The sequence below is a fragment of the Chroococcidiopsis thermalis PCC 7203 genome, from assembly GCF_000317125.1.
GTDB lineage: Bacteria > Cyanobacteriota > Cyanobacteriia > Cyanobacteriales > Chroococcidiopsidaceae > Chroococcidiopsis > Chroococcidiopsis thermalis.
Genome location: NC_019695.1, coordinates 3,297,300 through 3,320,916 on the forward strand (window position 1 = coordinate 3,297,300; position 23,617 = coordinate 3,320,916).

The 23,617-nt window shown below is 45.5% G+C and carries 21 protein-coding genes; 11 read left to right on the plus strand and 10 right to left on the minus strand.

All coding sequences use genetic code 11. The features are described 5' to 3' along the window. Positions 1–278: 278 nt before the first annotated feature. Positions 279–2,558, minus strand: coding sequence for a GumC family protein (locus CHRO_RS14550; protein WP_015154983.1), 2,280 nt, complete (start codon positions 2,556–2,558; stop codon positions 279–281). A gap of 584 nt (positions 2,559–3,142) precedes the next feature. On the opposite strand from CHRO_RS14550, the gene CHRO_RS32275 reads away from it, so the two are divergent. Beyond that, the gene (locus tag CHRO_RS32275) at positions 3,143–3,283 is read left to right on the plus strand and encodes a hypothetical protein (RefSeq protein ID WP_181824171.1); all 141 of its coding nucleotides are present in this window, start codon (positions 3,143–3,145) and stop codon (positions 3,281–3,283) included. Between the two features lie 57 nt (positions 3,284–3,340). Here the strand turns inward: CHRO_RS32275 and CHRO_RS32280 are convergent, their stop codons facing one another. After that, positions 3,341–3,517 carry a hypothetical protein gene (locus CHRO_RS32280; RefSeq protein WP_015154984.1) on the minus strand — a complete coding sequence of 59 codons (177 nt, stop codon included), beginning with the start codon at positions 3,515–3,517 and terminating at the stop codon, positions 3,341–3,343. A gap of 93 nt (positions 3,518–3,610) precedes the next feature. Next, the gene (locus tag CHRO_RS14555; protein ID WP_015154985.1) at positions 3,611–5,068 is read right to left on the minus strand and encodes a sensor histidine kinase; all 1,458 of its coding nucleotides are present in this window, start codon (positions 5,066–5,068) and stop codon (positions 3,611–3,613) included. A 324-nt stretch (positions 5,069–5,392) separates the two neighbouring features. Between CHRO_RS14555 and CHRO_RS14560 the strand changes: the two genes are divergently transcribed. The 4 genes from CHRO_RS14560 to CHRO_RS14575 all read left to right on the plus strand — a co-directional run bounded on the left by CHRO_RS14560 (position 5,393) and on the right by CHRO_RS14575 (position 9,824). Continuing rightward, positions 5,393–6,556: an HlyD family efflux transporter periplasmic adaptor subunit gene (locus CHRO_RS14560; protein WP_015154986.1), complete on the plus strand. Its 1,164-nt coding sequence runs from the start codon at positions 5,393–5,395 to the stop codon at positions 6,554–6,556. Next, positions 6,553–7,707: an ABC transporter permease DevC gene (gene devC, locus CHRO_RS14565; protein ID WP_015154987.1), complete on the plus strand. Its 1,155-nt coding sequence runs from the start codon at positions 6,553–6,555 to the stop codon at positions 7,705–7,707. Before CHRO_RS14560 ends, devC (CHRO_RS14565) begins: the two co-directional genes overlap by 4 nt. 110 nt (positions 7,708–7,817) lie before the next feature. Beyond that, the gene (gene devC / locus CHRO_RS14570) at positions 7,818–8,990 is read left to right on the plus strand and encodes an ABC transporter permease DevC (protein WP_015154988.1); all 1,173 of its coding nucleotides are present in this window, start codon (positions 7,818–7,820) and stop codon (positions 8,988–8,990) included. Positions 8,991–9,083: 93 nt separating this feature from the next. Then, the gene (locus CHRO_RS14575; RefSeq protein WP_015154989.1) at positions 9,084–9,824 is read left to right on the plus strand and encodes an ATP-binding cassette domain-containing protein; all 741 of its coding nucleotides are present in this window, start codon (positions 9,084–9,086) and stop codon (positions 9,822–9,824) included. Between the two features lie 123 nt (positions 9,825–9,947). Here CHRO_RS14575 and acs read toward each other — a convergent pair whose 3' ends face one another. Continuing rightward, positions 9,948–11,918 carry an acetate--CoA ligase gene (gene acs, locus CHRO_RS14580; protein ID WP_015154990.1) on the minus strand — a complete coding sequence of 657 codons (1,971 nt, stop codon included), beginning with the start codon at positions 11,916–11,918 and terminating at the stop codon, positions 9,948–9,950. Between the two features lie 315 nt (positions 11,919–12,233). Between acs and CHRO_RS14585 the strand changes: the two genes are divergently transcribed. Continuing rightward, positions 12,234–12,968: a TerC family protein gene (locus tag CHRO_RS14585; protein WP_015154991.1), complete on the plus strand. Its 735-nt coding sequence runs from the start codon at positions 12,234–12,236 to the stop codon at positions 12,966–12,968. Positions 12,969–13,011: 43 nt separating this feature from the next. Here CHRO_RS14585 and ndk read toward each other — a convergent pair whose 3' ends face one another. Next, a complete protein-coding gene (gene ndk, locus CHRO_RS14590; protein ID WP_039716236.1) occupies positions 13,012–13,461 on the minus strand; it encodes a nucleoside-diphosphate kinase in 450 nt (149 codons plus the stop codon). Positions 13,462–13,752: 291 nt separating this feature from the next. On the opposite strand from ndk, the gene speA reads away from it, so the two are divergent. Next, positions 13,753–15,762 carry a biosynthetic arginine decarboxylase gene (speA, locus tag CHRO_RS14595; RefSeq protein ID WP_015154993.1) on the plus strand — a complete coding sequence of 670 codons (2,010 nt, stop codon included), beginning with the start codon at positions 13,753–13,755 and terminating at the stop codon, positions 15,760–15,762. Positions 15,763–15,900: 138 nt separating this feature from the next. Here speA and CHRO_RS14600 read toward each other — a convergent pair whose 3' ends face one another. From CHRO_RS14600 to CHRO_RS32285, 4 genes are all read right to left on the minus strand, one after another. Beyond that, positions 15,901–17,067 (minus strand): nucleotidyltransferase family protein, encoded by a 1,167-nt coding sequence (locus CHRO_RS14600; RefSeq protein WP_015154994.1) that lies wholly within the window; start codon positions 17,065–17,067, stop codon positions 15,901–15,903. 200 nt (positions 17,068–17,267) lie between these two features. Further along, positions 17,268–18,170, minus strand: a complete 903-nt coding sequence (locus CHRO_RS14605) for a segregation/condensation protein A (protein WP_015154995.1) — start codon at positions 18,168–18,170, stop codon at positions 17,268–17,270. A gap of 300 nt (positions 18,171–18,470) precedes the next feature. Then, the gene (locus tag CHRO_RS14610; protein WP_015154996.1) at positions 18,471–20,024 is read right to left on the minus strand and encodes a YcjF family protein; all 1,554 of its coding nucleotides are present in this window, start codon (positions 20,022–20,024) and stop codon (positions 18,471–18,473) included. Positions 20,025–20,057: 33 nt separating this feature from the next. Next, entirely contained in the window at positions 20,058–20,213 is a 156-nt protein-coding gene (locus CHRO_RS32285) for a hypothetical protein (protein WP_181245288.1), read from the minus strand. A gap of 40 nt (positions 20,214–20,253) precedes the next feature. Here CHRO_RS32285 and CHRO_RS14615 point away from each other — a divergent pair, with 40 nt between their 5' ends. The 4 genes from CHRO_RS14615 (at position 20,254) to coaBC (ending at position 22,761) form a co-directional block, all read left to right on the plus strand. Continuing rightward, entirely contained in the window at positions 20,254–20,871 is a 618-nt protein-coding gene (locus CHRO_RS14615) for an alpha/beta hydrolase (protein ID WP_015154997.1), read from the plus strand. A gap of 275 nt (positions 20,872–21,146) precedes the next feature. Further along, complete coding sequence (gene isiD, locus CHRO_RS14620) at positions 21,147–21,359, plus strand: protein IsiD (RefSeq protein WP_041462484.1); 213 nt, start codon at positions 21,147–21,149, stop codon at positions 21,357–21,359. Next, positions 21,356–21,496, plus strand: coding sequence for a hypothetical protein (locus tag CHRO_RS32290; protein ID WP_181824172.1), 141 nt, complete (start codon positions 21,356–21,358; stop codon positions 21,494–21,496). The genes isiD and CHRO_RS32290 overlap by 4 nt, the downstream gene beginning before the upstream one ends. A gap of 56 nt (positions 21,497–21,552) precedes the next feature. Continuing rightward, on the plus strand, positions 21,553–22,761 hold the full coding sequence (gene coaBC / locus CHRO_RS14625) for a bifunctional phosphopantothenoylcysteine decarboxylase/phosphopantothenate--cysteine ligase CoaBC (protein ID WP_015154999.1): 1,209 nt from the start codon (positions 21,553–21,555) through the stop codon (positions 22,759–22,761). A 67-nt stretch (positions 22,762–22,828) separates the two neighbouring features. Here the strand turns inward: coaBC and CHRO_RS14630 are convergent, their stop codons facing one another. Continuing rightward, complete coding sequence (locus tag CHRO_RS14630) at positions 22,829–23,560, minus strand: alpha/beta fold hydrolase (protein ID WP_015155000.1); 732 nt, start codon at positions 23,558–23,560, stop codon at positions 22,829–22,831. Positions 23,561–23,617 lie beyond the last annotated feature (57 nt).

Sequence of the window (23,617 nt, forward strand, 5' to 3'; positions counted from 1 at the left end):
CATACAGGGGCGCACAACCATGCGCCCCTACAAATTTATTGTAATCAAATCAGAACCAATACATTTTTGTCTCAACAACCAGCTCGGTGCTATTGGCTGGCTTAACACCCTCCTGACTTCTGTACGGGCGGGTTTAATTGCCAAATTATGTATTCTAGTACGGGCTATCGCTAACAAACCCGCCCCTACAACTGAACAAACGGGTTTAATTGCAACATTATTTGCTCTATTACAGACATGGACAAAAAACCCGCCCCTACGACTTCTGCCTTCTCACACTAATAGTAAGCGCTCTTATAGCTTGTCGTCACTCCGTTAGCAACTGCACCAATGACAGGGCTACCGACAATTTTTAAGCTTTCTAATGCCTTTGCCAGCGCCGAACGATGAGCTTTGCCCATACCTACGACTAAAATACTCGCATCTATATGGGCAGAGAGGAGATTGCTATCTGCTAGTCCTAATAGTGGCGACGTATCGTATACGATCAGATCGAAAGCAGATTCAAACTGTTTTGCTAGGTTTTGCATCTTGTGAGATGAGAGCAAATGGGCAGGATTGGGTGGAATTTGTCCGGCTGTCAAAACGTACAAACTCTCGACTTCTAACGAAGTCTTGCTGACAGAAAGTTCGGCGCGATCGCTATTCTTGATTGCAACTGGTTCGCAATTGACTCGATGCAACACATCTTGAAAATTGATGTCATTCACGATTACATTACTTAAGCCAACGGTGTTACTTAAACCCAAGCGTTTGTGAATGTTAGGATTTCGTAAATCCGCATCTACTAGTAGCACTCTCTGCCCCATCATGGCGGCTGTTTGAGCTAAATGGAGTGCCACGGTAGATTTCCCTTCTTCCGCAGCAGCAGAAATGACAGCCAAAGAGCGGATCGGCTTATCGAAACCCAGAAAGCGAATATTCGTGTACAAAGAGCGCAAAGATTCCCAAAACTGAGCCATAGTTTGCTGTTGAGTTTGTGGCTTTTGTTGGCTCGATTTTGCGATCGGATTGATAGATTTTACGAGTTCGGTAACACCAGCCTTAACCGAACTCGCGTCTTTCTTCAGCGGAATTTCTCCGAGTAGTGGCAATCGGGTTAAATCTTTCACATCTTCAGGCGTATGAATCACATTGCTGAATTTTTCGATCAGCAATGCCACTGCAATACCCGTCAATAAACCCATGACTGCCCCCAACATTAAATTACGTTTCAGGCTCAACGAAGACGTTTCAGGGTCAGTAGGAGGAGTGATCAGTTGCCAAGGCACTTGTTTCTGTGCCAAATCGATGCGTAATGCTTCGCGCTTAGTTAAAAACTGATTTAAGTTTTCGGAAGCAATTTTCAATTGCCCTACGAGATCGTCATTCTGGCGTGCCAAGGCGGGAAATTGCTTGACCTGCTGTCTTAATACAATATCGGCTTGAGTCAGCGCTTTATTTTCTGCCTCTAAGGTTTGAATCTGGTTAGCCGCCTCTAAAAGTTGCTGTGTTTGTTGCTGGCGAATAGTATTGGTAGAGGCAAAGGCTGGCAGCTGTCTTGATACTTGTATATTCTTGCCTAAGATGGCTCTTCTTTCCTGTTCTACCAAGGGGAGTAAATTTTGTTCCTGCGATCGCAGTGCCTGAACTGTAGGACTATCTTCCCGATATTGCGCTGCTGTAACGGCAATCCTGGTTTGGATCTGTTGCAATTGGTTTAACAATGCTTGATAGCGGGGTGCTTCACTCAAGGCTGTGACGACTGCTGCTTCTGGCGATCGCATTTGTAACTGCTGCTGTAATGCATTGTAGAGGGCGCGAGTTCTGGCTAATTGGGTCTGCGTTTCTCGCCGTTGTTGCGTAATTTGATTCAGTCGGTCGGTCAGCTGTCTACCTTGCCCTTCAGTATCGATTAAGTCATATTTTTGCCGAAATGTTTGGAGTCTTTCTTGTAAAGATTCAACTTGCTGCCGTAATTTTGGTAACTGTTCCTCGATAAATTGAAGTCCCATTCGTACGTCAGACCGACGCTCTTCTAAGCTATAAACTAGATAAGCTTTAGAAAGAAGATCCATTACGTACTTAATCTTTTCTGGATTTGGATCTCGGTAAGTCACTGAAATAATATTAGTATTTGGCAGTCGTTCAAACTTGAGCTTGGTCAGATCGGTATTTGGATACTGCGTTAATACTTGCTGGGCAACAGGAGTCATGATTTTTGGACTCTGTAATACCTTAATTTCAGTTTCATTAATAGTTCTTTGTTCGGTTTTGATTTCGTTGAGAGGAGATATCGATAGCTTATTCTCAGCAGTTATCGGTTCGAGCAGTAAATCAAACTTGCCTTCATAGACTGGTTTACTTAGTAAACCATAAACTACTGCCGCGGCTGCAACTGTGGTTGCTACACTCGCAACTACAAGCATTCTTCTTTGAACTGCGGCAATTAGCTTTCCTATGTTTAAACCACCTTCATCACCTTCTTCTAGCTGTGCTTTAGATGCCAAAGGTAAAGCCTGACTTTGAGGACTATTGCTCTCAGTTAAAAATTTCTGAAGATGGTTTTTAGTCTCCATTCTGGGTTTCCACTTATTGTTTACTCATAATGCACTCGTAGTTTTAAGTTTGAATAAACTTTATCCTATGAGGGCGTATAGGGAGGCATATAGATACTTATTCTATGGAAATTTAACTAATAGTTAATTGCTTAATGGTTTGACTTACTTTGTGCTATTAGCTTACCTATGTTTCGGCTCTGAAAAGTCAGAGTTTAGTTTCTATTTAACCGAATACACGGCTATAAAAATATACTGCGCGATCGCAGTTCACTCTGACCTTTGCCGAAAATCACTTGTTAAAACGACTATGTAGCAAACCAACCTATATTAGCTAGTCTTCTTTTATACTACACATTTATTGAGGATTTACGGAATTTTTATATTTTGTCGCTCAATTATAAACATTAAGTAAAATTTCGGATATGCATATTGAATTTCTTACTGGTTTCTTGCATGAATCGTAGTTTTATCTAGCAAGCAAGTGGAGCGAAAGTAATTAAAAAATAATGAGGCGAGCCGAATAACTCCTAAATCTAAGCCAAAGGCACAGGAGCTTAAAAAAGCATGACTTAAATTCGATCAAAAAATTATAAAAGCGATCGATGTCATGCCAAATTTTTACGACTTTCACAGTTAGGAAACGATCTGCACGTACTTTCACCGATCGCAAAAATACGGAAGCGATCGCTGCTATGCGATCGAGACAAGATTATCGAAACGAGTTATATAGTAGTTCTAAATGATTTGTAAAGTAGGCTTCTAGCCTGCGGCAGGCTAGAAGCCTGCTCCACGTTCATGAATCAAATAGGATTGCTATAGTTGCTGCACTGTGGAATGAGAATGCCACGATCTATGAGTTGGTTCATGGTAGCTTGAACTTTAGCTATAGGTAACTCAAGCTTATAAGCAACTAGTACAGCACTACAGAAAGGATGGCGTTGGAGTACGTTGAAGACGTTCTGCTCTAAGTCGCTCATGAATCTGTCCTCCCATCTGTTCTTGTCTCAAAAATAGGACGAGAAAGTGAATAAGCTGTGAAGTCGGGAGATAAAATTTTTCTCACGCTTGATTTACGCATCACCACTCGCGGGTAGAGTGACGGTAAAAATCGTACCTTGTCCGAGAGTACTTTCGGCAGTAATTTGTCCTTGGTGGTTGGCAACAATCGCAGCCGCAATTGCTAAACCCAGTCCCGAACCTGTTGATGCTTGTACTGCTTGCGATCCTGTCGCGTGAGTCCGAGCAGGATCGACGCGATAAAAGCGATCGAATAAGTGAGGTAAAGCAGTTTCGGGAATACCAATACCCGTGTCTTTAACTTTGACTTGAAGGCGAGAAGAGAGGAGCGAATGGTAGGGGCGCGCAGCAGTGCGCCCGTACAGAAGGGGCGGAGAAAAAAGTTCTTTGTTAGTAGAGATATGTTGTAGCTCGACCCGAATTTCACCACCTTCTGGAGTGTAATGTATAGCATTACCAATCAAGTTTGTAAATAATCGTGCTAGTTGATTCCAGTCTCCCTGGAGGGTAAACCAATCGTCTTCGGTTTTTGTCTCCGTTGGTGCGGTTAAATCTAGGAAAATTTTGATCTTCTTTTCTGCTGCGGCGAATTGCTGTTCTTCTACTACTTCTATTAATAGTGCGTCTAAGGGACAGGTAGAAAATTGTGGTTGAACGATCCCGCTATCTTGACGTGCTAGAAATAATAAGTCATCCACGAGACGACCGAGGCGTTTAGTTAATCGTTCTACTACTTTTAACTGTTGTCCGTATTTTAACGAGCCTGCGCCTTGTCCTCCGGCTGAATCTAATTCTGCTAAAGCGACTTGAACGTTAGTTTGAATTAAAGCGATCGGGCTTCTCAATTCATGGGAAGCATCAGCAGTAAATTGTTTCAAACGTTGATAAGAATCTTTGACGGGTTCCATTGCTTTGCCCGAAAGGAACCAACCGCAAAGCGCTACGGAAACGAGCATCAATCCAATACCCAAAATTAAATCGAAAGCGAGTTGCTGACTTGGTTTAGTGACTTCAAACCAAGGATGACTGACGCGCAAATATCCTAAAACTTGTCTTCCAATTTGGATTCTTTCGGTGACTTGTCTGAGGAGGAGTGAGGAGTGAGGAGTGAGGAGTGAGGGAGTGTTTTCTGTGTCTTGATGGTGACTAATTTGAACGGTTTCACCCGTGCGATTAGGGTGGAGGGGAATATCTAAAGGTGCGGTAAAAGTTGACCAGAGTAGTTCTCCAGTGGGGCTAAACCATTCTAAATCGATGCGATCGTCATCAACTGTATCGGCATTATCTCGAAAAGAAGCTTCAATATTCAACCGTTGTCCGCTTTCTGGGGAAATTGGTTCGATGACCAGCGATCGCCCAACAACTTCTACGACATGATTTAAGGTATCGTCAATCCGTTCGATCAGGGTATTGCGGACGTACCAATACATCCCACTGGCAAATAGGAGCAGTAGGATAGCAGTAACGGCTGTATACCAAAGTGCTAATCGGCGACGAGTGGTTTGGAACATTAAATAGGGATAAGGGGTAAGGAGAAGAAAGAGGGGACAAGGGAGACAAGGGAGAGGGGGGGGACAAGGGAGACAAGGGAGACAAGGGAGACAAGGGAACAAACGGAGAAAACCGCAAACGATAAATGACCTATTACCGATTACCTATTACCCATTACCAACAACTCATACAAATGACAAATTATAAACTACGAGTCAGAAATAATGGACTGCAAAATATTTCGGTAGTAGCATGGCGATTAGCTCGATAAGAGAGGTTGTTGTCACTGCTGAGGTAGTCAAGAGGGAACGCTAAAACAAATTACATCGGCGGATGTCGAGATTATGATTTTCAAGGAGTTAAAGCCCAGACGGGGTTGGATTATAGGTGTGACTGCGGGGGCGATCGCGATCGGTTTAATTGGAATCGGAGTCACTCAGTTGAGAAATTCCGAGCAAAACAAACCAACAGCATCTCAGACTCCTGCACCTCTACCTCAAAAGGTAACAGTTGTTGCCCTTGGACGACTAGAACCACAAGGGGAAGCAATTCGCGTTAGCGGTCCGAGTGGCGAGCGAATTGGCAAATTACTAGTTTCGCGGGGCGATTTGGTCAAGGTAGGGGCAGTTATTGCTTATTTAGAAAGTTACGATGAGAGGCTGGCGGAAAGAAATTATGCTGCTAGTCAATTAGCTGAAGCGCGGGAGAGACTAAAAGCATCAACTGCATACGCTCAAGCCCAAATCCAAGAAGCTCAAACGCGAATTCAACAGGTCAATCGCCCCGGAACTTTTGAGGTAGAGGCGCAAAGAGCAACTGTTAGGCAGATAGAAGCAGAGTTAGCTTTAGCACAAACTGACTTACAACGCAACCAAAACCTTTATCAAGAAGGCGCGATCGCCAAGCAAGAATTAGATCGGCAAGTCAGTCAGACACGCAGCTTGCAGGAACAACTCAACAACGCCAAAGCCTCCTTGATTCGGCTGGAAAATGCCGTGAAAGCGAATTTGGGCAATGCAGAAGCTCAACTGAAGTCAGAGCAAGCAAATTTACCGTTATCTCAAGTCCAAGTTGCAGCGAGATCGGCAGCACAAAATTTGAAATTAGCCGAAGCGCGTTTGCAGCGAACAATTATCCGCGCCCCCAGAACTGGCAGAATTTTACGGGTTTTTGCCTATCCTGGGGAGGCGATCGCCAATGATGGGATTGTAGAAATGGGCGATACGCGCCGGATGTATGCTGTAGCTGAGGTGTATGAATCTGATGTGGGGTTGGTAAAAGTCGGGCAGAAGGCAACGATTACCAGTCGTAACGGTGCTTTCGCTAAACCCATAACCGGAGAAGTTTCGGAAATTGGCTGGCAGATCTTTAAAAATAACGTTCTCGATGACGATCCGGCGGCTAATGCCGATGCACGGGTAGTAGAAGTGAGAGTGCTTTTGGATGATAGTCAAACAGTAGCAGCTCTGACCAATTTACAGGTAGATGTGAAAATTGACGTGAAATGAGGACTCCGATCGCCTGGTTGAATTTGGTACACGAAAAAACGCGGTTAGTTGTGGCGATCGCTGGAGTTGCGTTTGCGGTCATTCTCGTATTTATGAACTTGGGTTTTTTGGGTTCTCTGGCAAAATCTGCCAGCCAAATGTACGAGCAAATTAATGCCGATATCTATCTGCGATCGCCTTTAGCTTTAGAAATTAGCAGTACCAAACCCTTTGCGATCGAGCGGATCTATCAAGCACGAGGAGTTAACGGTGTAGAAAGAGCTATGCCACTCTATTTAGGTTATCTCCAGTGGCGCAACCCCGAAACTCGCCTGAGTCGGGCGATCTTTGCCTTTGGAATCAACCCCAACGATCCAGTATTTTTAATTCCAGAATTGGATTCTCCGGCAAATCGAGCCGCGCTTCTACGTCCAGATACCGTTCTGTACGATCGCCTTTCCCGCCCCGAATACGGGACGCAAACAATTGGCACGATGACAGAAGCGCGATCGAGAGGAATTGGCAGAAAAGTCACAATTGGCGGTCAATACACCTTCGGCGGTGGATTTGCTGCTGATGGGACTTTAATTATGAGCGATCAAAACTTCCGCCGCTATTTCGATCCCTTTCCGCTCAACCGCGTCAGTTTAGGACTGGTGAAACTGCGATCAGATGCAGATAGTGTTGCAGTTGTCAACGAATTGCGGCGAATTTTGCCCAAAGATGTCGAAGTGATTACGAAAGCAGACATCATCCAGCGCGATCGCGCCTACTGGATTGGGGCAACTTCCACTGGCTTTATTTTTGGTATGGGGGTGATTGTCTCCTGTATTGTCGGTGTCGTCATCGTCTATCAAATCCTCTACACCGACGTTTCCAGCCACTTACGGCAATATGCCACCCTCAAAGCAATGGGTTATCGCAGCCGAGTTTTATGCGCGATCGTCATTCAAGAAGCAATTATTCTTGCCCTTCTAGGTTACATTCCAGGCTTCGCTATCTCCCTCGGTCTATACGATCTCACCCTCAGAGCCACTAGTGGAGGTCTACCAATTGCAATGGAACTCGAACGCGCTATTCTCGTGCTGCTACTAACGATCCTCATGTGTACCCTCTCCGGCTTGGTCTCCTTGCAAAAAGTCATCAACGCCGATCCTGCTGAAGTCTTTTAATCAGTTATCAGTGGTAGTTGGTAGTTGGTAAGAGCGTAGTGTGGGATTATTTAATTCCGAATTCCGAATTCCGAATTCCGAATTCCGAACTCCCTAGCCCCTAGTTAATTATGCTTCCCCCCCGTCACACTCCTTTGGCTTGGTTCAATTTGACTCATGAAAAGCGCCGCTTGCTGACCGCCGTTGCAGGGGTGTCTTTTGCCGTGTTGTTGATGTTTATCTTTCAAGGGTTTGAAAATGCTTTGTACGACAGCCAAGTACAACTGCTAAAACGGCTCAATGGAGAAATTCTGATCGTCAATCGGCTCAAGTACAATATGTTCGTACCAGAGCAATTTGCCCGCAGACGACTTTACCAAGCACAAAATTTTGAGGGTGTAGTTGCTGCCTATCCTTTTTATACAACTACAGGCGATTGGAAAAATTCTGAAACGAAAACCATCCGACCATTGCGAGTCATTGCTTTCAATCCTGATGACCCTGTATTACCTCTGCCTGGAATTTTACAAAATCGGGAGGCGTTGAAGCTACCTTGGACGGCACTCATTGACGACCAATCGCGATCGGAGGTGGGACCAATTGCGCCAGGTACAATTACCGAACTTTCGGAACAGCAAATTCGGTTGGTAGGAACTTTCAGTTTGGGAACTGACTTTGCTTCGGGAAATGGCAATGTTGTTATCAGCGACCAAAATTTCTTACGCTATTTTGCTAATTTGGCTCCAGAGGAAGACAGTCGCACGCTCAATACTGTCGATATTGGACTGTTAAAAGTGGCGGAAAATGCCGATGTCGATGCGATCGCATCTGCACTGCGCCAGCAACTACCGCAAGATGTCGCCGTGTGGACGAAAGCCGAGTTCGTGCAAAAAGAATTAAGCTACTGGCAAGAAAACACGGCAATTGGCTTTGTGTTTTCTTTGCTAACAACGATGGGTTTTTTTGTCGGGATTATTTTGGTTTATCAAATTTTGTATACGGATGTAGCAGAACATTGGGCAGAATATGCCACGCTCAAAGCGATCGGTTATTCTAATTTTCACCTGCTAGGAATCGTGTTGCAGGAATCGGTGATTCTCGTGTTTTTTGGTTTTGTTCCAGGATTTTTTATCAGTTTGGGACTATATAGTTTGACAGCTAGTTCTACAGGTTTGTTAATGCAAATGACTTGGGAACGAGCAATTAATATTCTGATTGCTACCTTTATTATGTGTTTGATATCGGGCGCGATCGCCGTGCGTAAAGTTCAAGCGACAGATCCGGCGGAGGTATTTGGTTCGTGAATAAGATCCGTAAATCAAAAGTCAAAAGGCAAAAGTCAAAATTTTTCTATTGCCGACTCCCGAGTCCCGACTCTCTGCTATACGTGACAGCTTATGACAGATAAATTTGCTGTTATAATTCGCCGACTCAATTATTATTTTGGGCAGGGCGATTTACGTACCCAGGTATTGTCCGACATCAATCTCGATTTACCCAAGGGACAAATCGTGATTATGACTGGTCCATCGGGTTCGGGGAAAACAACTCTTTTGAGTTTAATTGGAGCCTTGCGATCGGCTCATGAAGGGAATTTATTAGTATTAGAAAAAGAATTAGTCGGACTCAACAAATCTCAATTGGTAGAAATACGACGGAATATTGGCTTTATCTTCCAAGCACACAATTTATTTGAATCTCTGACTGCCTCGCAAAATGTAGAAATGGCTGTGGAATTAACAAATAACTGGCGAGAAAAGCGCAAATTAGCAGTAGAGATGTTGAGTCAATTGGGTTTAGCTAACCGCGTCGATTATAAACCCAATGCCCTATCGGGAGGACAAAAACAAAGAGTCGCGATCGCCCGTGCTTTAGTCAATCAACCGCAACTAATTTTAGCAGACGAACCCACTGCTGCTTTAGATAAAAAGTCGGGGCGCGAAGTCGTGACATTAATGCAAAAACTAGCTAAAGAGCAAGGGTGTACGATTTTAATTGTCACTCACGACAATAGTATTTTAGATGTTGCCGATCGCATTATCAACTTAGTCGAAGGTCGCCTGGAATCAGACGAAAATTTAGAGAATTTTGTCTCCCATCGCGATCCGAAAAGCCTCGATCGGAGAATGTTTAGTTGATGCAAGAGTCGGTAGGGGCGGGTTTCTAAACCCGCCCGTACAGGAGTCGGAAGTCGGGTGTAGAGATGTTACATGTTCGGGTGTAGAGACGTTACATGTAACGTCTCTACATCAGCCGATTTCCTAAGCGCCTTCCCTTAACTTATCCAACACGCTACGATCTTCGAGAGTAGAAGTATCCCCAGAAACTTCTTCACCTGCGGCTAGAGAACGGAGTAACCGCCGCATGATTTTCCCCGAACGGGTTTTGGGTAAAGAGTCGGTAAACCGGATTTCGCCAGGACGCGCGATCGCCCCAATTTCATTCACGACGTGCTGCTTGAGTTCCTTGTTCAACGCCTCGCTGGGTGTTATCGTCCCTTCTAGGGTGACAAAGGCAACGATTTCTTCTCCTTTCACCTCATCTGGCTTACTCACGACAGCGGCTTCAGCTACCGCTGGATGAGACACCAAGGCTGACTCAACTTCCATCGTCCCTAAACGGTGTCCGGCTACGTTAATCACGTCATCGACGCGACCCATCACCCAGTAATAACCATTTTCATCCCGTCTCGCTCCATCTCCAGCAAAGTAGATGTACTGTCCATCTTTGGGGGGGATGTGTTCCCAATAGGTACGACGGAAGCGGTCGGGATCGTTGTACACTGTCCGCATCATTCCAGGCCAAGGGTGACGCACGACTAAATAGCCACCGTTATAATCGCCGACGGGGTTGCCTTCTAAATCTACGACATCAGCCAAAATACCAGGGAAAGGACGAGTTGCCGAACCAGGTTTAGTAGGAATTGCCCCTGGTAAGGGTGTAATCATAATACCCCCTGTTTCCGTTTGCCACCAAGTATCGACAATCGGACAGCGTTCTCCCCCAATAACGCGGTGATACCACATCCAAGCTTCGGGGTTAATCGGTTCGCCTACCGTTCCCAGTAAGCGTAGGGAAGAGAGATTTCTGGCTTTGGGCAAGTCTTCGCCCATTCTAATAAAAGCGCGAATCGCCGTAGGTGCAGTGTAGAAAATATTCACGCCGTATTTTTCAATTACGTCCCACATACACCCAGGATTAGACGAACGCGGCGCACCTTCATACATTAGCGTAGTTGCACCGTTAGATAGGGGACCGTAGACGATGTAACTATGTCCGGTAATCCAACCTACATCAGCCGTACACCAGTAGACATCAGTATCTTGCAGGTCGAAAATCCACTTAGTCGTCATGTGGGTGTAGAGGTTGTAACCTGCTGTCGTGTGTACGACACCTTTAGGTTTACCCGTGCTACCGGAAGTATAGAGGACAAACAACATATCCTCGCTGTCCATCGGTTCGGCGGGACAATCTGCCGATATGCCTTTTTCTAAATCGTGCCACCAACGATCGCGCCCTGCTTCCATGTGAACTTGTTGTGCCGTACGCTTGACAACGAGGACGTTTTCGACTGTAGAGACGGCATTATCAGCTAAAGCTTTATCAACTTGATCTTTAAGCGGAACGATCGCATCTTTACGCCAACCGCCATCGGCTGTCACGACTAACTTAGCTTGAGCGTCATTCAGGCGATCGCGCAAGGCTTCGGCGCTGAAACCACCAAAGACGACGCTGTGAGGTGCGCCAATTCTGGCACAGGCTAACATGGCGATCGCGGCTTCGGGTATCATCGGCATATAAATTCCGACAAGATCGCCTTTTTTTACCCCTAACTGTTTGAGGGCATTGGCAAATTTACAGACTTCCCGATGCAGTTGCGCGTAGGTAAGGGTACGAGAATCGCCTGGTTCGCCTTCCCAGATCAAAGCAGCTTTGTTCTTACGCCAAGTGGTAAGGTGGCGATCGAGACAATTGTAAGAAATATTTATTTTGCCACCGACAAACCATTTCGCAAACGGCGGTTGCCAATCTAACACCGTGTCCCATTTTTGGAACCAATGCAATTCTTTTTCCGCTAGTTCTGCCCAAAATTGCTGTGGATTGGCTTTGGCTTTGTTATAGAGTTCTTCGTATTCGTCAAAACTTTTGATGTGTGCTTTTTGTGAAAATTCTGCTGGTGGTTGAAATAAACGCTTTTCTTGCAGGATGGATTCAATCGTGATTTGTGACATAGCGATCGCTGTAATCGTTATTGCTACTAAAAACCATTCTGAATGCAGATTTACCCGAAATTGTTTTGATTTTCGTTAAGATGGGCGACTACCCGTATTCGACAATTGTAGTCAGATAGCTCCATCACTATTTGCGATCGTGAAAGTTGTAGCTGGAACAAAGCTGGCTGTGAATTATCCGGTTGAGAACGCGATTTCAAGCGATCGCAACGCCTAGCCTACTCTCCCTCTCTCCCGCTCAACAGGTTAAGCTGAATGGAAGAGTCATATTTTGACAAGCTGTATCTGTAGGGTCTTCAGGTTTAAAAACTGTTAATGATAGACGAAATACTAAATTCCCCATATCACGCCAGCATTGAAACCGCCGCAGTCTTAACCATTTTAATCTTTTTAGAGGCGGTACTCTCGGCTGATAATGCGATCGCTCTCGCGGCGATCGCCCAAGGACTAGAAAATAAAAAACTCGAACGTCAAGCGCTCAATCTCGGCTTAGTAGTTGCCTTCGTGCTGCGGATTGCCTTAATCTTGACAGCAACTTGGGTACAGCAATACTGGCAGTTCGAGCTATTAGGTGCGCTTTATCTACTGTGGCTAGTATTTCAACACTTTACCTCAGCAGAAGACGAAGACCACCTGCACCACGGACCTCGATTTCAAGCGCTTTGGCAAGCTATCCCCATCATTGCCTTCACAGATTTAGCATTTTCTCTCGATAGCGTCACTACAGCGATCGCAGTTTCTCAAGAACGCTGGCTGGTACTGACGGGGGCTACTGTTGGTATTATCACCCTCCGATTCATGGCAGGTTTATTCATTCGCTGGTTAGATGAATTCACCCACTTAGAAGATGCCGGATACATTACCGTTGCCTTAGTAGGATTGCGGCTGATGCTGCGGGTAGCTAACGATGCTTTAGTACCCCCAGAATGGTTAATGATAACCGCGATCGCGCTGTTATTTCTCTGGGGCTTTTCCAAACGCAATGTTGAGGACTCTCCTGAAGCGATCGTACCTACAGAAAATAAAGAAAAGGCTGAAGTACCGAAGTAGTTGCTATATGTAGAGACGTTACATGTAACGTCTCTACAACTCCCTACTCCTTAATCCACGGAGTCAAGCTAGGTTCCCAACTCGCTAGTTCTTCTTCCTTAAACCAGAGGCTAACTTCCTGTTGGGCAGTCTCCGGTGCATCGGAGCCATGAATGATGTTACGCCCAATGTTAACGCCATAGTCGCCCCGAATTGTTCCTGGTTCTGCTGTTAGGGGGTTAGTAGCACCGATCATCTTCCGCGCTGAAGCAATAACTCCATCGCCTTCCCAAACCATCGCTACGACGGGACCCGAAGTGATAAACTCGACTAAACCTTGGAAAAAAGGTCTTTCTCGGTGAACGCCATAATGCTGCTCGGCAAGTTCGCGGCTGACTTTCATAAACTTCATCCCAACCAGGGTAAAGCCTTTAGCTTCAAAACGACGAATAATTTCACCGACTAAACTTCGTTGTACGCCATCAGGCTTAATTGCTAAAAATGTGCGTTCCACAGCTATGTTCCTTTGAGTTGTCATTGGTCATTGGTCATTTGTCATTTGTAACTTACTAATGACTAGTGACAAGTAACAAATATCAAAATTAGATTATCTTAAATCGGCGATCGGTTATCAGTTATCAGTTGTCAGTTACTTAATGACTAGCGGCTAGTGACAAGAATTGAGTCGAGCCACTAGCCACCAGCCACTATCCATTCACAAATGACCAATGACCTTAATTTGAATAAGTTACACTGGCTATGCGTGGGGCTGTACAGAGGTTAGAAAGACGAGGTGAGAATAGAGATGGGAGCAGATCCAACTGTAGAAGAAATGGAGCCAGCGACGGTTGCGCAAACCACAACCGAGCTAAAAAACGAAAAGAAGAAGTCGTTGCACATCGCTCCTGGTAAATTATCGCGTTCGTGGACGATTGAGGACAGCGAAGCGCTCTACCGCATTCAGGGATGGGGCGAACCTTATTTTTCGATTAATGCCGCTGGTCATATTACAGTTTCTCCCAAAGGCGATCGCGGTGGTTCGTTGGATTTGTACGAGTTGGTAAATGCTTTAAAACAGCGAAATTTGGGACTACCTCTGTTAATTCGCTTTTCCGATATTTTAGAAGACCGGATCGAGCGGTTGAATGCTTGTTTTGCCAAAGCGATCGCGCGTTACAACTATCCTGGTGTCTATCGTGGCGTATTTCCGGTCAAATGCAACCAACAACGCCACCTAATTGAAGATTTGGTGCGATTTGGCAAACCGCACCAGTTCGGCTTGGAAGCTGGCTCTAAACCAGAGTTAATGATTGCTTTGGCGTTGCTAGATACTCCGGGGGCGCTGATTGTTTGTAATGGCTACAAGGATAAGGAATATATCGAAATCGCCATGCTAGCCAGCCGTTTAGGACAAACACCAATCGTCGTCCTAGAGCAAGTTGAAGAAGTCGATTTGGCAATTGAAGCAAGTCGCCAGTTGGGAATTCAGCCAATTTTGGGCGTGCGGGCAAAACTCAGTACCCAAGGAATGGGACGCTGGGGAACTTCTACAGGCGATCGCGCTAAATTTGGTTTGACTATCCCCGAAATCATTCAAGCGGTAGAAAAGTTACGCGCCGCCAATCTCCTCGGTTCGCTGCAATTACTCCACTTCCACATCGGTTCCCAAATCTCCGCGATTAATGTCATCAAAGACGCGATTCAGGAAGCCAGCCGGATTTATGTAGAGTTGGCGATGCTGGGAGCAAACATGAAGTATTTGGATGTAGGTGGCGGCTTGGGTGTAGACTACGACGGCTCCCAAACTAACTTCTACGCCTCCAAAAACTACAACATGCAAAACTATGCCAATGACATCGTGGCAGAGTTGAAATATGCCTGTGCGGAACGGCAAGTTTCAGTTCCGACCCTGATCAGTGAAAGCGGACGAGCGGTTGCTTCCCATCAGTCGGTTTTGATCTTTGATGTCGTCAGTACTTCCGATGTTCCTTTCGGTACGCCAGAACCACCCAAGGAGGACGAACCGCCAATCGTCCACCACCTTTGGGAAACTTACCAATCGATTACTAACGAAAATTATCAAGAGGCGTATCACGATGCGGTGCAGTTTAAAGATGAAGCCATCAGCCGCTTTAACTTGGGAATTATGCGCCTGACAGAAAGAGCTAGGGTAGAGCGGATTTACTGGGCTTGCTGCGAGAAGCTAATGGAAATTACCCGCCATGAGGAATACGTACCCGACGATTTGGAAGAGTTAGAAAAGATCATGGCTTCCATCTACTACGTCAATCTTTCCGTATTCCAATCAGCACCGGATTGCTGGGCGATCGATCAGCTTTTCCCGATCATGCCGATCCACCGTTTAGACGAAGAACCCGATCGCCGAGGCATCTTAGCAGATTTGACCTGCGATAGCGACGGCAAGATCGATCGCTTTATCGACTTGCGAGATGTGAAATCCGTGCTAGAAATGCATTCCTACAAACCAGGAGAACCCTACTATCTGGGCATGTTCCTCAATGGTGCGTACCAAGAGATCATGGGTAATTTACATAACTTGTTTGGAGATACTAACGCCGTCCACATTCAACTAACGCCCAAAGGCTATCAGATCGAACATGTTGTTAAAGGCGACACCATGACTGAAGTTTTGGGCTACGTACAGTACGATGCTGAAGATCTGGTAGAAAGTATCCGCCAGCGCAGCGAACAAGCCATGTTAGAAAAACAAATTACCTTGCAAGAATCCCAGCGTCTCCTCCAAACCTACGAACAGAGTCTCAGCCGATATACGTATTTGTCTTCGCCAACGTAAGTTGTAGAGATAAAAAATATCTGTAGGGGCGCAAAAATATCTGTAGGGGCGCAAAAATATCTGTAGGGGCGCAAAAACATCCGTAGGGGCGCAAAAATATCTGTAGGGGCGCACAGCTGTGCGCCCCTACATGCATTATTAACTAGCCTCAATTCCTAGTAGTTCAGCGATCGCCTGTCTTTCAATTGCAGGCTGGGATGGCGTTTCGACGCGGGTATCCGTAATCAACCAGTCTAAGGCAGCAGCTTGGACATCAATCATGGCTCCCGTTTTATCGACGCAATAGCGTCCGTAGACGAGCTTATCGACGAGGCGAACTCCCGGTCCTAAACGGGAGTACTCGAAGATGACGCTATTGTCAACCGTAGCGCCGCCACAAATATAGCAGTTGGGACCGATCATGGTAGGACCAACTATTTTCGCACCGTCTTCAATCCGCGTCATGCCACCAATATAAACGGGACCTGTGATATCCACTTTGTCCCAGTTCACAGCAACGCTCAGACCAGTATAGATCCCGGGACGAACTTCATGTCCTGGAATTTGGACGTTTTTAATTTCACCTTGGAGTACGCCGCGAATGGCTTGCCAGTAGTCGGGAACCTTACCGATATCCACCCATTCAAAATCCATTACCAAGCCGTAGAAGGGCGCATTTTTTTCTACTAGTTTGGGAAATAGTTGACTACCAATATCAAAATTTTCTCCAGGTGGAATGTAATTAAATATTTCCGGCTCAAATATATAAATTCCCGTACTAATGTTAGTACTCAGAGCTTCTTCAACTTTTGGCTTTTCTTGGAAGGTTCTGACTCTTCCGTCTTCATCTGTCACCACAATCCCGTAGCTAGGGACTTCTTCGCGGGGAACAGATTTCATGATGACTGTAGCAATAGAACCTTTTTCTCTATGCCATTTCACCGCTGCCGTTAAATCTAAGTCAATTAGCGCGTCGCCACACAATACGACAAACGTGTCGTCAAAAAACGGCGTGAAGTCCTGAATTCGTCGCATTCCTCCCGCAGATCCTACCGCTTCTCCAACGAGAACGCCATCGACAATTTTCCCTTCAAAAGAATAGGCAAGCTGTACGCCAAAGCGCTGTCCGTCGCGGAAATAGTTCTCGATTTCGTTGGCTAGATGGCTGACGTTGACCATAATTTGGTCAAAACCATGTTGGCGCAATAGTTCAAGGAGAAACTCCATCACTGGCTTTTGCAGGATGGGAATGAGCGGTTTGGGGATAGTGTAGGTAATGGGGCGGACTCTCGTACCCTTACCCGCTGCCAGAATCATGGCTTTCATTAGAAGCTACTCCTCAACATTGAGACAACTGTAAGCGATTGATGTAAAATTTACTCTCGACTAAAGACAAATGCAATCAAACGATCGCATTTTCGATCCTCGTTTAATTCTCTACCGAAATCATCCTGAAAACTACATAGCATAGTTGTCTGCCAAGTACAGCATACTAAATACTTTTTGCCAAGCGCGATTGCCCCCTTTTAAACAGAACATACAGTGGTTTTGGAGTCAGTATCGCCGATCGCCAATTGTCCGGGATCGCTCAAAGTCCGAATTTTAATATCTTGATAAAACTCTTCTTGTGACAATTCCACTTTAGATTGGGCTGAGAGTAGCAGCAACGCCCAGAAGACGCTAACTTTCTCGTGTCTTTGCGATGAAAGGCGATCGCGATCGCTCGGCAATTCACCATGAGACATAGTAGCTGCGATAGATGTGGCGACTTGTTTCGTTTGCGTCCATAAATCTACTAACTGTTCTAAATTTAGCCAATTTTGTTCTAAAGTAAAAAATTGTGACGAATAGCGAGATAAAAACTCTTCCAATTCTCGCGCTACTTGAGTCAAATTTTCCTGGTGAGCCAGTTCTAAGGGCTTGCGAGCATCTGCGCGTGACTGAGATACAGAACGGTGGCGGCTGCGACTAGTTTTATCAGCCAGATTGCCTTCTGACTGCAACTGAGTCGCGATTAGCTGCAAATGCTCGATCAAATCTTGGAGGGTTACAGGGCGTTTTTGGGGAGGGACAGCAACCGGACGACGACGTAATTGCTGTTCTAGAGGTAAACGCAACCGCGTACCAAATTCCCCTTCCCCTACCAGCAGTAATTCTTCTGTCTCCAATTCTGACTCGTCAAGCGGAGAATCTAGTCCAGTGAGGGTGTTGGCTTTAAATAAGACTAGCAGCGATGCCAGTAAAAAAGCCTGTCCCGATTGAGATAAATTTGATTCGTAAGAGCCTGGCGTTATTTCTTGGGCAGCTAGCAGCGCATTCAAGTAGCGATCGATCGCTTCAATAACTCTGACATCCCAAGGATCGATTTCTCCTCTCTGTGCCAGCTCAATTAATAGCGCAATTCCTTCAAAAATTTCAGCAGCATTCATGCTTGACCTAAAAGAACGTTATTGGTCATTGGTCATTAGTCATTGGTCATTGGTCATTAGTCATAAGTGAGCAGTGAGTAGCGGCAAAAAGTCAGTTTTGACTTTTGACTTTTGACTTCTGACTTCACCTCAGTCTTACCGCAAGATCTTGAAGGGGAAAATTGAGATTGGCAAAATAACTCAACAAAAATTAAAGGGAATGGTCATGAGTCGCCCTTGCAAAAGTCTAAACGTAAGCCTTAGAGGAGATTACAGCCGCAGGAGGTAGCGATCGCCTTGTCAAGCCACGGAAATGAGTTATCATCGCCACTCCTGCTCGTTTTCTGTAGTTTGACGACTCGTTAAAGGTTGAATCACCCGTGCGATCGCCTGCTGAACGAACTCGCGAATAAATTCATCGCGGCGACTTAATTGAAACTGTTGCTGTACGACTTCAGCAATTCCGCCATCACCCCAATCGCGATCGCGGCGGAAATATTCAATGAAACTTCTGCCAGCAATCCGAGTTAAATAAGCCGCAGTCACGGCTTGAATTGCCCTACCAATCAGAAAAGTCGGTACGGTGAGTTGTAAAGCAGCACTGAGTAACTGAAATGCCCCTTTCACAATCCCCAAACTTGCCAAAATTTTACCCAAAGATAAAGCTAGTTCTTTTCCCCGTTCGATATTTAACTCACAACCGTAAACGCTGCCAATTTCTACCACCATTTGGGCGTTAACAGCCGCAGTTGCAAGGAGATCGGCTACAGGTATCGGCGTAACTAAAACCACACCCGCCACGATCCATTGATATCTTTCGACAACTTTCTCGGCTTGCTGTCGCTGTTGGGTATCGATCAGCTGACGCGCTTCTTCCCCCAGACGATGAGATTGTAAGAGAATATTATCGGCAATTAATTCTTCTCCTTCTTGCCGCAAAATCGCCGCCATGCGACGCAATAAAGGAGTGACTTCAATATCTGGCTGAAAGATTTCCCCTTCTGGCAATGTCACGGGTTGAGGGTTAGCCGCGATCGCTACAACATCATTGGCTGCAATTAAATCTTTAACCCGTTCGCGCAACCGGGCAAGAATTTGTTCTCGATCCTCATCGGCATACAAATCTGTTTTATTCAGAACTAATAGCGATCGCTTACCAATTTCAATCAACGCCCGTAAAGGTACGTATTCCGATTGCCGCAAATCGTTATCAACCACGAATAACAGTAAATTTGCCTCAGTTGCTAACTGACGGGCTACCTGTTCTCGTTCCGTTCCCGCTACCCCCGCCTCTTGAATCCCTGGAGTATCGGTAATCAAAATTTTGCGTTCTAAACCTTTTAAGCGCAAAGTATAGGTTTGTCCTACCGTCGTCGTTCCCATCGGTGCAGCAATTTGTCCGACAATGCGCCCGAAAATGGCATTTACCAGCGAAGTTTTACCAGCCGAACCCGTCCCGAAGACGACAACTTGAAGATTTCCTCGCGCTAGATTTGCTTCAATCTCCTGCGATCGCTCGATTAATGCCTGTCGCGTCACCTCATCTTGAATTTGGGCAACTTGCTGTCTTACCGCTGAGAGATTTTCGGCAGCAGCTTCCGTCTTTTGAGGCGGAACCTGAGTTTGTTGCGCCTGTCGTTGCTGTCTTCTCCGTTGCGATTGCCTTTCTCCCCGTTGAATGACGAGTATGTAGTAGACAATTGCCCCAATCAACGCCAACATCAACCCAATAATTAAGGCAATGAGGAAATTGCACAGTAGCGGCGAATACCTGCATACCTCGGCAATCTGTGCTATAGAACTCACCAACCACAGAACTAACCCCAAGGCAATAGCAATGCCAGCAATAATGGCGATCGGGCGCAGTCGTTTCATCAATTAGGATGAGACTAAGTAACTACCCCAATCTTAGTCTGGTAGTTGGTAGTTGGTAGTTGGTAATGGGTAATTGGTAGTTGCTCCCTTGTCCCCCTTGTCTCCCTTGTCTCCCTTGTCCCCCTTGTCTCCCTTGTCTCCCTTGTCCCCCTTGTCTCCCTTGTCCCTCCCTGCTCCCTGCTCCCTCATTTAAGATATATTAAGAAAGCTGAACGGTGGGAGTAAAGCTTTGAGTTTAGAAGCGATCGCGGTTGCGCCAACAATGGGGACGAACCCAACAGGATTGGTTGTGGTACTGCACGGCTGGGGGGCAAATGCTAAAGATTTAGCCTCTCTCGTACCTTTATTAAACTTAAACAAATATCAATTTTTATTTCCCAACGCCCCTTTTCCTCATCCTTATACTTCTGTAGGTAGGATGTGGTACGACCTTTCTAGCCAAGAGTATCAAGGCATTCATGAGAGTAGGCAGATTTTGAAAGATTGGCTGCTTTCCCTCGAAGCTTCTACTGGCGTACCCCTGTCAAGAACGATCTTAAGTGGATTTTCTCAGGGCGCAGCAATGACTTTGGATGTAGGATTAGGCTTACCTCTGGCGGGTTTAATTGCCTTAAGCGGGTATATGCATCCTCTATCCCAATCCTTAGATGAAGTCCCGCCAGTACTCATCGTGCATGGTAAGCAAGACACCGTTGTACCACTCAAAGCAGCCCAATACGCTAGAGATAATTTAATTGCCTTGGGGGTTGCCGTGCAGTACCAAGAATTTGACATGGGACACGAAATTCGCCCAGAAGTACTACCACTGATTCAGCAGTTTGTGACAGCGAGGAGCGAGGAGCGTTAGCGAAGCGGGACGAAGTCCGGAGCGAAGAGTGAGTAGTGACCAGCGATCAACTACCAACTACCAACTACCACGCACCAAAAAGAAATTACTTAACAAGTATTAAAATTACGATCGCAATCCGTTAACTTGCGGAGATTCACCCTTGATAAAGTGAGTAGTATATATAGGGGGCTAGAAAAAAATTCGGAATTCGGAATTCGGAATTCGGAATTAACTAGTAACTGGTCACTGGTCACTGGTCACTGGTCACTGATTCTGGGGAGGATCGCAGCATGATGAAGACTTCAAGTATTTCTCGGCAGAATATTGCTGCTATGTCAGCAATAGACGTGTCAGAACTGGCAACTCGTTTAGAACAAGACAACTACACGCATGTTTTTGACGGCTTGCAGGATTGGCATTTACTCAGGGCGATCGCTTTTCAACGTCCAGAATTAGTAGAACCATATATTCATCTTCTCGATTTGGAACCATACGACGAATCGTGAAGAATTTGGAATTCGGAATTAATGGTAGGGGCGGGTTTTGTAAACATGCCGAGGCGATCGCCCAGAATTCTGGAGTTAAACCCGCCCGTACAGGAGTTGGAATGAATTGTAGGGGCGGGTTTTTTGGAAAAATCTAGGCGATCGCACGTAAATTGTGCGGTTAAACCCGCCCGTACAGGAGTCGTAAGTTGAGATGAGTTTACAATCGCCCAGGCGGGTGTTAGTTGGAATCGGCGGGGGGATTGCGGCTTATAAGGTTTGCGAGGTTATTTCCACGCTGTTTAAATCTGGGGCGGAAGTAAGAGTTATCCTAACCGATTCGGCTCGACAATTTATTACTCCACTGACGGTATCAACTTTATCTCGCCATCCAGCTTATACGGATGCAGACTTTTGGCAACCTACCCATCAGCGTCCCTTACACATCGTTTTAGGGGAGTGGGCGGAAATTATGCTAATTGCACCCCTGACAGCAAATACGCTGGCGAAATTAGCCTATGGTATGGCTGATAACCTGTTAACAAATACAGTATTGGCTTCTACTTGCCCCGTATTACTAGCCCCAGCTATGAATACGGAGATGTGGCAACAAGTCGCAGTACAGCGCAACTGGCAGCAATTATTGACAGACAACCGATTTTATGGTATGTCTACAGGATATGGGTTACTAGCCTGCGATCGCGTTGGTGCGGGGCGGATGGCGGAACCAGCAGAAATTGTGACTCATATTCAGTCTTTGTTATGTACGTCTGGCAAGCGAGACTTGTTAGGAAAACAAGTTTTAATTAGCGCGGGTGGAACGCGAGAATATCTCGATCCGGTACGGTTTATCGGTAATCCCGCCACGGGCAAAATGGGAATAGCTTTGGCACAAGCAGCTTTCCATCGGGGGGCAGATGTAACTCTAGTACATGGTATTGTCAACGCAGAAATACCGTCAGGAGTGCGATCGCTACCTGTTGTCAGTGCGGCAGAAATGGAGAAGGCAATGTTAGAGTGCTTTCCAACTGCTGATATTACAGTGATGGCGGCGGCTGTAGCAGATGTGAAACCTGCAAACTATACTCGCGAAAAGTTACCCAAGCGATCGCTACCCGAAAGTTTGCCTCTCGCACCCGTGACAGATATTCTCGCCCAGTTAGGACATTGCAAACAGCCCCAACAAATTTTAATTGGCTTTGCTGCCCAAACGGGAGATATAGTCACTCCAGCCTTAGAGAAATTACACCGCAAAAAATTAGATGCGATCGTTGCCAATCCGATCGATCTACCCGATAGTGGATTTGGCAGCGACAACAATCAAGCGATTTTTTTAAACAAAGCAGGCGATCGAATTGCGATCGCACCTGGGACTAAGTTAGAAATGGCACATCGGGTTTTCGATCTGGTTGTTAGTCATTAGTCATTAGTCATTTGCTATTTATAGCTAATAATTTTTAATTTTTAACTTTTGACTTTTGACTTTTGACTTATCCTGGATTAACTACTACCTTTAGCTGATTTAATAAACTTAAAGATTGCCAGAAGCTAAGAATATGTTTTCCTGCTTGTTGTGATTGAAAGAAGTGAAAAAAGTGTCCGCCGTCAGGATGAAGGTGGAGGCGATCGCTTGCTTTTAAGAAAGGTTGCCATTTATGGAGTTCGGTAGCTTCTACAATTGGATCGTCTAAACTTCCACAAACCATTAATGGTACTGACACGCCATTATGAGGGAAATTAGCTCTTTGCCAAAGAGAATGGGGTGAAAGCGAACTATCGAGATCTTTTTCTAAAATCTTTACTAATCCCTCAATTGTGCGATCGTCATAACACCCAAATAAATTATAAGCCATTGTAGATAAAACTTTTTTCCGATTTAGAGCTTGTAAGTGAGTGTAATAGTGAACTTGCCAATCAATAGTAACATCTGCACCTACACCTAAAAGAGTTAAAGAAGCAATCTTTTCAGGATATTGACGCGCATACAAGAATCCTAATAAGCCACTCGTACTATGTCCAATTAAGTGAACGGGATGGGTTGTATTTTGTAGATAGTCGTGTAACAATCCTATGGCAATATCGAGCGAACTAGCTTCGTCTTGAGTTTGCGAATATTCCCAACGAGCGATTGAAACTCGTTTAGATAAATAATTTAACAAAGGCTGTTCAAAACAGCGCAAACTAGGACTAGTATTCAACCACAAATAATGAGGAAATGACATGAAAAATTCCTTCAGAGTTGAGATGAATGGTAGGGTACGTTGATGAACGCACCCCAC

What these genes read in the sequence shown, in the direction of transcription:
- CHRO_RS14600 (WP_015154994.1), bottom strand. Translation starts at nt 17,067, where the DNA reads ATGAAAGCCATGATTCTGGCAGCGGGTAAGGGTACGAGAGTCCGCCCC.
- CHRO_RS14575 (WP_015154989.1), top strand. Translation starts at nt 9,084, where the DNA reads ATGACAGATAAATTTGCTGTTATAATTCGCCGACTCAATTATTATTTT.
- devC (WP_015154987.1), top strand. Translation starts at nt 6,553, where the DNA reads ATGAGGACTCCGATCGCCTGGTTGAATTTGGTACACGAAAAAACGCGG.
- acs (WP_015154990.1), bottom strand. Translation starts at nt 11,918, where the DNA reads ATGTCACAAATCACGATTGAATCCATCCTGCAAGAAAAGCGTTTATTT.
- CHRO_RS32285 (WP_181245288.1), bottom strand. Translation starts at nt 20,213, where the DNA reads ATGAGGGAGCAGGGAGCAGGGAGGGACAAGGGAGACAAGGGGGACAAG.
- coaBC (WP_015154999.1), top strand. Translation starts at nt 21,553, where the DNA reads ATGAGTTTACAATCGCCCAGGCGGGTGTTAGTTGGAATCGGCGGGGGG.
- CHRO_RS32280 (WP_015154984.1), bottom strand. Translation starts at nt 3,517, where the DNA reads ATGAGCGACTTAGAGCAGAACGTCTTCAACGTACTCCAACGCCATCCT.
- CHRO_RS14585 (WP_015154991.1), top strand. Translation starts at nt 12,234, where the DNA reads ATGATAGACGAAATACTAAATTCCCCATATCACGCCAGCATTGAAACC.
- CHRO_RS14610 (WP_015154996.1), bottom strand. Translation starts at nt 20,024, where the DNA reads ATGAAACGACTGCGCCCGATCGCCATTATTGCTGGCATTGCTATTGCC.
- isiD (WP_041462484.1), top strand. Translation starts at nt 21,147, where the DNA reads ATGAAGACTTCAAGTATTTCTCGGCAGAATATTGCTGCTATGTCAGCA.
- CHRO_RS14550 (WP_015154983.1), bottom strand. Translation starts at nt 2,558, where the DNA reads ATGGAGACTAAAAACCATCTTCAGAAATTTTTAACTGAGAGCAATAGT.
- devC (WP_015154988.1), top strand. Translation starts at nt 7,818, where the DNA reads ATGCTTCCCCCCCGTCACACTCCTTTGGCTTGGTTCAATTTGACTCAT.
- speA (WP_015154993.1), top strand. Translation starts at nt 13,753, where the DNA reads ATGGGAGCAGATCCAACTGTAGAAGAAATGGAGCCAGCGACGGTTGCG.
- CHRO_RS14605 (WP_015154995.1), bottom strand. Translation starts at nt 18,170, where the DNA reads ATGAATGCTGCTGAAATTTTTGAAGGAATTGCGCTATTAATTGAGCTG.
- CHRO_RS14555 (WP_015154985.1), bottom strand. Translation starts at nt 5,068, where the DNA reads ATGTTCCAAACCACTCGTCGCCGATTAGCACTTTGGTATACAGCCGTT.
- CHRO_RS32275 (WP_181824171.1), top strand. Translation starts at nt 3,143, where the DNA reads ATGTCATGCCAAATTTTTACGACTTTCACAGTTAGGAAACGATCTGCA.
- CHRO_RS14560 (WP_015154986.1), top strand. Translation starts at nt 5,393, where the DNA reads ATGATTTTCAAGGAGTTAAAGCCCAGACGGGGTTGGATTATAGGTGTG.
- CHRO_RS14630 (WP_015155000.1), bottom strand. Translation starts at nt 23,560, where the DNA reads ATGTCATTTCCTCATTATTTGTGGTTGAATACTAGTCCTAGTTTGCGC.